This window comes from Thermoanaerobaculia bacterium, assembly GCA_018057705.1.
In the GTDB taxonomy this organism is placed as follows: Bacteria; Acidobacteriota; Thermoanaerobaculia; order Multivoradales; family JAGPDF01; genus JAGPDF01.
In genome coordinates this window covers 1-7,494 of the sequence record JAGPDF010000122.1, presented here as the reverse complement: position 1 = coordinate 7,494, position 7,494 = coordinate 1, and the positions used below count along the sequence as shown (strand labels likewise).

Sequence of the window (7,494 nt, the reverse complement as noted above, 5' to 3'; positions counted from 1 at the left end):
CGTCGGGGCCGCCGGGGCCATCGGGCCCGCCGGGCCCGCCAGTGGCGGCGAACACCGCCAGCGTCGTCTGGGTACCGCCGATATCGCCCGCCAGGATCATCGCTGCGCCAACCTTACCAAGGCCGCAGGGGGCTGCCGAATCGCGGCGCCGCGAGCGCCGGGGCGGGCTCGCTCTCCGCCAGGCGGATCGGCGAAGGCGCAAACAACCGCCGTCCACCGAGAATCGACGATCTCGGCAATCGCTCGCTTCACTTGCAGCCGCCGCGGAGAATCCGACCGGCCAGGATCGGCGGAGCTGAGATGATAGATCGGACCCGCGCGGGCGAGGCCGTAGCATCCGCCTCCAGAGGAGAACGACGAGGATGACGATTGCGAACAGCACAGCCCGCCTGGCGTGGCTCTCGCCGACTCTGGTGGTGGGCGTTCTCGCCGGCCTCTGGATCGGCGGTTGTACCGGCTGGCCGGAGAGCGTGCAGGAGAAGCGGGCGTTCGGAGACGCCAGGCTAAGGGCGTTCCGCGAGCATCTCGCCAGCGCGCCCAACTTCACCTTCACCGCCGACGAGTATCACCTGCGGAGCCCCGGAGGACAGAAGATCCAGGAGATCGCCGAGCTCGCGAAACGGGATCTCGTGCGCGAGGTCGCCGTCCGCCGCCCGAACGCCGCCTGGTTCGGCGCCCGGGGCGACCGGGAGGAGCAGGTCTGGTACTCGGAGTCGACTCTCACGAGGATCTCCGACGACGAGAAGAGCTGGACGCAGGAGGAGATTCCAGGCGATCTCGATCTCGCCCTGGGCGCCATCGGGGAACGGATCGACCTCCTCCGGCCGATGACCGACCTGCTTTCCGGCGCGCTCTGGGACGACGCACTGGCTCCCGAGCGGAGCGGCGGCTGGGTCTCGATCGAGACGATCGGCAAGAAAAAGTGCGACCGTCTCGTCTACAGCCAGGAACGCGTGGACTGGCAGCTCTGGATCGAAGAGGGCAAGAGGGCACTCCCCTGTCAGATCATGCTGGTCTACAAGGACGAGCCGGGGCCGGCGCGCTCGACCTTGGTCTTCCGCGACTGGAACTTCGCCGTGGACGCCTCCGCCGAGCGCTTCAAGGCGACGATCCCCACGGGCTACGAGCGCCTCGGGAAGCTCGAGCGCACGGGTGAGGTGTCGCCCGCCGCGCCGGCGGCAGTGCCCCCGGCCGCCGACAGCGATCGCTAGCCCGCGGATCTCCGCCCCTTCGCAGTGCGCTCGATCAGGTACGATTCGCCCCGCATGCCCCGATTGCCGGACTCGAAGGTCGGCCCCCTGCTCCTGGCGGGACTCCTGGCCGGCTGGCTGCCTGCGCCCCCTCCAGCGACGGCAACGACGCCTGCCGCGGCCCAACGCATCCTGGTGCTCTACTCCAACGGTCGGCTGCTGCCGGCGAACGTCGAGTTCGATACCGGCCTACGCCGGGTGCTCTCGCCGACTCCTGGACCGCGGATCGAGATCTTCGACGAGTTCCTCGACTTTCCGCGCTTCGAGAGCCCCGGACATCTTCAGATCATGGGGACCTACCTGCGCGACAAGTACGCGCTTCGGCCTCCGAACGTGCTGGTCGCCGCGGGCGAGGAGGCGCTGCGATTCCTTCTGCAGCACCGCGACGACGTCTTCGCCGGAGTACCGCTCGTCTACTCGGCGGTCGCGCGGACCGCCGTCCGCGAGCTCGAACCGCTTCCCGCCGACGTGGTCGGTATTCCCCTGGAGTTCGATTTCGCGGGAACCGTCACGCAGGCGATGCAGTGGCATCCCACCGCCCGCCGACTCTGGATCGTCACCGGTAGCGCCGCGTGGGATCGCCTCGCCGAGTCCCGCTTGCGGGTGGCGGCCGGGGCCTTCAAGGACCGGCTGAGCGTCGAGTTCCTGTCGGCGCTGCCGGCCGCCGAGCTCCTCGAGCGGCTCGGCGACCTGGGCAGCGACTCCATCGTCTTCACTCCCGGGTTCTTCCGCGACGGCGCAGGGCGAATCTTCCTGCCGCGCGACAGCGTCGAGGCCATGGCGACCGTCTCGAAGGCGCCCGTTTACGGCGCCTACACAACGATCCTCGGCACGGGTGCCGTCGGCGGATTCGTCTCGAGTTTCACGGAGGCCGGCGAAGAGGCCGGGCGCGCGACGACGCAGTTGCTCGGCGGCGCACTGCCCTCGTCGCTCGAGTTGCCGCCGGAGGTGCCGTCGGCTCTCCACGTCGACTGGCGACAGATTCGCCGTTGGAAGATCGACGAACGTTCCATCCCGGCCGCCGCCATCGTCCTCTTCCGCGAACCGACCCTCTTCGAGGCCTATCGCTCTCAAGCGCTCCTCGCACTCGTGGTGCTGGCGCTTCAGGCGGCGCTGATCGGCCTGCTGCTCGAGGAACGTCGCCGGCGGCGCGCTGCCGAGATCTCCGAGCAGGGCCGCCGCAGCGAGCTCGCGCACGCCTCGAGGCTCGCGGTCGCCGGCGAGCTGCTGGGCTCGATCGCGCACGAGATCAACCAGCCACTGGGTGCCATCCTCGCCAATGCCGACGCCGCCGATCTCATTCTCGGGGCCGGCGGCGACCGGCGACACGAGCTCGCGTCGATTCTCGCCAACATCCGCCGCGACGACCTGCGGGCGAGCGAAGTGATCCGCCGGCTGCGGACCCTCATCACCAGGAACGAGGTCGAGCGCCGCCCGTTCGAGGTCGATGAGGTCGCGCGGGAAATCGAGATCCTGCTGCGCTCCGAGGCTCGCCGCCGGCGCGTGACGCTCGAGGTACAGCCGGCGCGCATCGCGACGACCATCTTCGGGGACCGGGTCCACCTCCAGCAGGTGCTGATCAACCTGGTCATGAACGCGATGGACGCGATCGCCGACGCGCCCGAAGAACGGCGCATCATCGTGATCGCCGTCCGGGCGGGCGCCGCGAGCATCGAGATCGATGTCCGCGACCGCGGCCCCGGGATCGCGCCCGAGCACCTGCCGCGGCTCTTCGATTCGTTCTTCACCACCAAAGAGGAGGGCATGGGCCTCGGCCTCTCGATCGCCCGCACGCTCGTCGAGGCCCAGGGGGGGCGCATCTGGGCCGAAAACAACGCCGACGGCGGTGCCGTCTTTCACCTGGTGCTCCCGACCGGCGCGCAGGAATAGACTCTTCCGGAACGAACATGAGTCCGAAGCCGCTCATCCATGTCGTCGACGACGACGACTCCCTGCGCTCCGCGCTGCTGCTGCTGCTCTCGGCCGGTGGCTTCGAGGCGCGGGGCTACGGCTCGGCGGGCGACTTCCTGCTGAATCCCCTCCCTGACCGGCCTGGCTGCGTGCTCCTCGACCTGCGCATGCCGGGCCCCTCCGGCCTCGACCTGCAGGAGGCCCTGCGCGACAAGGGCATCCGGTTGCCGGTCATCTTCCTGACAGGCCACGCCGACGTGCCGACGAGCGTGCGGGCGATGAAGACCGGCGCGGTCGATTTCCTCGCCAAGCCGGTCGAGCGCGAAACGCTCTTCGAGGCGCTTCAAAGAGCGCTCGCGCTCGACGCCGCCGGACGCGCCGATCGCGCCGAAGCGAGCCGGCTGCGCGCCCGCTTCGCGAACCTCACGCCACGCGAACGCGAGGTCTTCGAGCTCGTCGTCGCCGGCCGTCTCAACAAGCAGATCGCCGGCCAGCTGGGTATCGCCGAACGCACCGTCAAAGCCGACCGCGCGCAGGTTCTCGCCAAGCTGGGAGTCGGCTCCGCGGCAGAGCTCGGCGCCTACGCCGAGCGGCTGCGCCAGCTCGCCGCCGGCTGACCCACGGTCCTCGGCCCCTCACCCGCCGCCCCCGTTTCCACAACGGCTGCCCCTTCGGGCAGACGTGGCGCCCCTACTGCCAATGGCAGCGCCCGCCACGCGATGCGACGATGTGCGAGCAGACCCGTTCGGCCGACTCCATCGTCGTCCGAGTTCGCACTTTTCGAAAGTCGAGATTCGCAATGTCGATGCCGGGACGCAAGGTGCTGGTCGTGGAGGACGACGCGAGCCTCCGCGAGGCGATCGAACGCCTGCTCGGCGCTGCCGGCATCGAGTCGAAGATGTATCCGTCCGCCGAGGAACTGTTGGCGAACGGCGCCGCTGCGACAGCCGCCTGCATCGTCAGCGACTGGAAGCTGCCGGCGGCGAACGGCCTCGAGATGCTCGACGCCATTCACGCCCGCGGCTGGCAGCCGCCGCTGATCCTGATCACCGCCCACGACGGCCCGGGCCTGCGTGAAGAGGCGGCGAGGCACGGAGTGGCGGCGTTCCTGGCGAAGCCGTTCCGCGGCACGGCGCTCATCGACGCCATCCGCAGCGCGACGGCACCGGCCGACCTGCGATGAAGCTCGAAAACAGATCGACTCTGGAGCCTGAGACCGGGACAAGGTGCAGGCTCGCACGCCCCGGCGGAGGCTCGCCGGGTTTCGCACGATCGAATCGACGACCTTGAATGGCGATGACCGCCATTCACTGCTACCGAGGGAGACGGAACCGATGAATTCGAGACTGGTGAGCAGTTGCGCCGCCGCGGCGTTGATCCTTGGGATCATCGCCGCCGCCCCCGCCGACGCCCAGGCCGCCAAGCCGGCGGCCAAGAAGCCGAACGTCCTGGTCATCTGGGGCGACGACATCGGCTACTGGAACATCTCCGCCTACAACCAGGGGATGATGGGCTACAAGACGCCCAACATCGATCGCATCGCCAAGGAGGGCGCGCTCTTCACCGACTGGTACGGCCAGCAAAGCTGCACGGCGGGCCGTTCGGCGTTCATCACCGGCCAGAGTGGCTTCCGCACTGGCAACTTGAAGGTCGGCCTGCCGGGCGCTCCGGAGGGCCTCCAGGCGCGCGACGTGACGCTCGCACAGCTCCTCAAGGCGCAGGGCTACATGACCGCGCAGTTCGGCAAGAACCACCTCGGCGACCTCGACGAGCATCTGCCGACGGCCCACGGCTTCGACGAGTTCATGGGCTCGCTCTACCACCTCAACGCCGAGGAGGAGTTCGAGAGCCCCGACTACTTCAAGGACCCGGCGCTCATCAAGCGGTTCCAGACCCGCGGCGTGATCCACACCTGGGCGATGCCCGACGGAACCCAGAAGATCGAGAGCACGGGTCCGCTGGGCAAGAAGCGGATGGAGACGATCGACGAGGAGGTGACCGCTGCCTCGCTCGACTACCTCACCAAGGCCGCGAAGAGCGACAAGCCGTTCTTCCTCTGGTGGAACTCGACGCGGATGCACATCAACACCCACTTGAAGGCGGAGAGCCAGGGCAAGACCGGCCTCGGGGTCTACCCCGACGGCATGGTCGAGCACGACGGTCACGTCGGCCAACTCCTCGACAAGCTGAAGGAGCTCGGCCTCGACCAGAACACCATCGTCATGTACTCGACCGACAACGGCGCCGAAGTGGCGAGCTGGCCCGACGGCGGCACGACGCCGTTCCGCGGCGAGAAGAACACCAACTGGGAGGGTGGCTATCGCGTCCCGGCGATGATCAGGTGGCCGGGCGTCATCCAGCCCGGCTCCGTGCTCAACGACATCTTCGCCCACGAGGACATGATCCCGACGATCATGGCCGCAGCCGGCGTGCCGGATGTGGTCGACCAGCTCAAGAAGGGCATGAACGTGGGCGGCAAGACGTTCAAGGTGCATCTCGACGGCTACAACATCACCGAGGCACTCGCCGGCAAGGCGCCGAGCCCGCGCAAGGAGTTCTTCTACTTCAACGACGACGGCTCGCTCGTGGCCATGCGCGTCAACCAGTGGAAGATCGTCTTCGCCGAGCAGCGCGCCCACGGCTTCGATGTCTGGGAGGAGCCGTTCGTCGAGCTGCGCGTCCCGCGCCTCTTCAACATTCGCGCTGACCCGTTCGAGCTCGCCGAGCACAGCTGGCAGTACTGGAAATGGCGCGCCGACCGCATGTTCCTGCTCGTGCCGGCGCAGCAGTACGTCGGGCAGTTCCTCGCCACCTTCAAGGAGTTCCCGCCGAGCCAGAAGCCCGGCAGCTTCAGCCTCGATCAGGTTCTGGCCAAGCTCCAAAGCGCGCAATAGCGCGACGACCGAAGTCCCGTCCCGTTCGCGCTTCGACCCCCATCAGGTCCGCCGCACTCGTGCTATCGACGGGTGCGGCGCTTTTCTTTGCCAAGGAGCACCGCCATGAGAACCCGGACTGCCGGCAAACGCTGGATGGCTCTCCTCTGCTGGGCAGCGATCTTCACCGCTCCTGCAGCCCGAGCCGCAGACCCACTTCCCGCTTGGAACGACGGCGCGGCGAAGCGCGCGATCACCGGGTTCGTCGCCCGGGTGACGACGCCCGGAACGCCGGACTTCGTCCCCCTCGCCGAGCGCATCGCGACGTTCGACAACGACGGCTGCCTCTGGGCCGAGCAGCCGATGTACTTCCAGGCGTTCTTCATCTTCGACCGCATCCGGGCGCTCGCGCCGCAGCATCCGGAGTGGAAGACCCAGGAGCCGTTCGCCTCGGTGCTCCGGGGCGACATGAAGGGCGCCCTCGCCGCGGGCGAGCACGGCCTGCTCGAGATGGCGATGGCCACCCACGCCGGCACGACGACCGAGGAGTTCGACCGCATCGTCACCGACTGGATCACCACCGCGAAGCATCCGAAGACCGGCAAGCTCTACACCGAAATGGTCTACCAGCCGATGCTCGAGCTGCTCACCTACCTGCGGGCGAACGGCTTCAAGACCTTCATCGTCTCCGGCGGCGGTATCGAGTTCATGCGCCCCTGGGCGGAGCGCGTCTACGGCATCCCCCCGGAGCAGATCGTGGGCTCGAGCATCCGGACCAAGTTCGAGCTCCGCGACGGGAAGCCCGTGCTCGTGCGCCTGCCCGAGCTCAACTTCATCGACGACAAGGAGGGCAAGCCGGTCGGCATCCAGCAGCACATCGGCCGCCGGCCCATCGCCGCTTTCGGCAACTCCGACGGCGACCTGCAGATGCTGCAGTGGACGACCGCCGGCGCCGGACCGCGCTTCGCGCTCTACGTCCACCACGACGACGCCGCGCGCGAGTGGGCCTACGACCGCGACTCGCACATCGGCAAACTCGACAAGGGACTCGACGAGGCGAAAGCCAACGGCTGGACCGTCGTCAGCATGAGAAACGACTGGAAGACCATCTTTCCCCCGAGCGCCCGGTAGCCCACCGGAAAAACTCGTGACAGTTACCCTTTTCGGGAAACTCGTGACAGTTACCCTTTTCGGCCGCAGGCTCGAAGCTGAAGCCGGGCGACCGGAAAATCGGTAACTGTCACGGTTTTTCCAGCTCCTGTTCCGAGCGCGGGAGAAACTCGGAGAAACTCGTGACAGTTACCCATTTCGGACGCAGGCTCGAAGCTGAAGTCGGGCGACCGGAAAATCGGTAACTGTCACGAGTTTTCCACTGTCCGGCCGGAGGGGCAGTGCTAGATTCGGGAGGTGCGCGGGGAATCCAGGCTGTCGAGGTGCCTCCTCTGCCTACAGGCGGCGGT

Annotated in this window: 6 protein-coding genes; all 6 read left to right on the top strand. The window is 67.9% G+C overall.

Annotated features, from left to right (window positions below; genetic code table 11):
* The first annotated feature begins 362 nt into the window (after nt 1-362).
* The 6 genes from KBI44_20580 to KBI44_20555 all read left to right on the top strand — a co-directional run bounded on the left by KBI44_20580 (nt 363) and on the right by KBI44_20555 (nt 7,165).
* Nucleotides 363-1,211, top strand: a complete 849-nt coding sequence (locus KBI44_20580; protein ID MBP9146879.1) for a DUF2092 domain-containing protein — start codon at nt 363-365, stop codon at nt 1,209-1,211.
* Nucleotides 1,212-1,265: 54 nt separating this feature from the next.
* Nucleotides 1,266-3,140 (top strand): GHKL domain-containing protein, encoded by a 1,875-nt coding sequence (locus KBI44_20575; protein ID MBP9146878.1) that lies wholly within the window; start codon nt 1,266-1,268, stop codon nt 3,138-3,140.
* Nucleotides 3,141-3,157: 17 nt separating this feature from the next.
* Complete coding sequence (locus KBI44_20570) at nt 3,158-3,778, top strand: response regulator transcription factor (GenBank protein ID MBP9146877.1); 621 nt, start codon at nt 3,158-3,160, stop codon at nt 3,776-3,778.
* A gap of 182 nt (nt 3,779-3,960) precedes the next feature.
* A complete protein-coding gene (locus KBI44_20565) occupies nt 3,961-4,344 on the top strand; it encodes a response regulator (GenBank protein MBP9146876.1) in 384 nt (127 codons plus the stop codon).
* A gap of 151 nt (nt 4,345-4,495) precedes the next feature.
* The gene (locus tag KBI44_20560) at nt 4,496-6,055 is read left to right on the top strand and encodes an arylsulfatase (GenBank protein ID MBP9146875.1); all 1,560 of its coding nucleotides are present in this window, start codon (nt 4,496-4,498) and stop codon (nt 6,053-6,055) included.
* A 105-nt stretch (nt 6,056-6,160) separates the two neighbouring features.
* Entirely contained in the window at nt 6,161-7,165 is a 1,005-nt protein-coding gene (locus KBI44_20555; GenBank protein ID MBP9146874.1) for a haloacid dehalogenase-like hydrolase, read from the top strand.
* The last annotated feature ends 329 nt before the right edge of the window (nt 7,166-7,494 follow it).

What these genes read in the sequence shown, in the direction of transcription:
- KBI44_20580 (MBP9146879.1), top strand. Translation starts at nt 363, where the DNA reads ATGACGATTGCGAACAGCACAGCCCGCCTGGCGTGGCTCTCGCCGACT.
- KBI44_20570 (MBP9146877.1), top strand. Translation starts at nt 3,158, where the DNA reads ATGAGTCCGAAGCCGCTCATCCATGTCGTCGACGACGACGACTCCCTG.
- KBI44_20560 (MBP9146875.1), top strand. Translation starts at nt 4,496, where the DNA reads ATGAATTCGAGACTGGTGAGCAGTTGCGCCGCCGCGGCGTTGATCCTT.
- KBI44_20575 (MBP9146878.1), top strand. Translation starts at nt 1,266, where the DNA reads ATGCCCCGATTGCCGGACTCGAAGGTCGGCCCCCTGCTCCTGGCGGGA.
- KBI44_20565 (MBP9146876.1), top strand. Translation starts at nt 3,961, where the DNA reads ATGTCGATGCCGGGACGCAAGGTGCTGGTCGTGGAGGACGACGCGAGC.
- KBI44_20555 (MBP9146874.1), top strand. Translation starts at nt 6,161, where the DNA reads ATGAGAACCCGGACTGCCGGCAAACGCTGGATGGCTCTCCTCTGCTGG.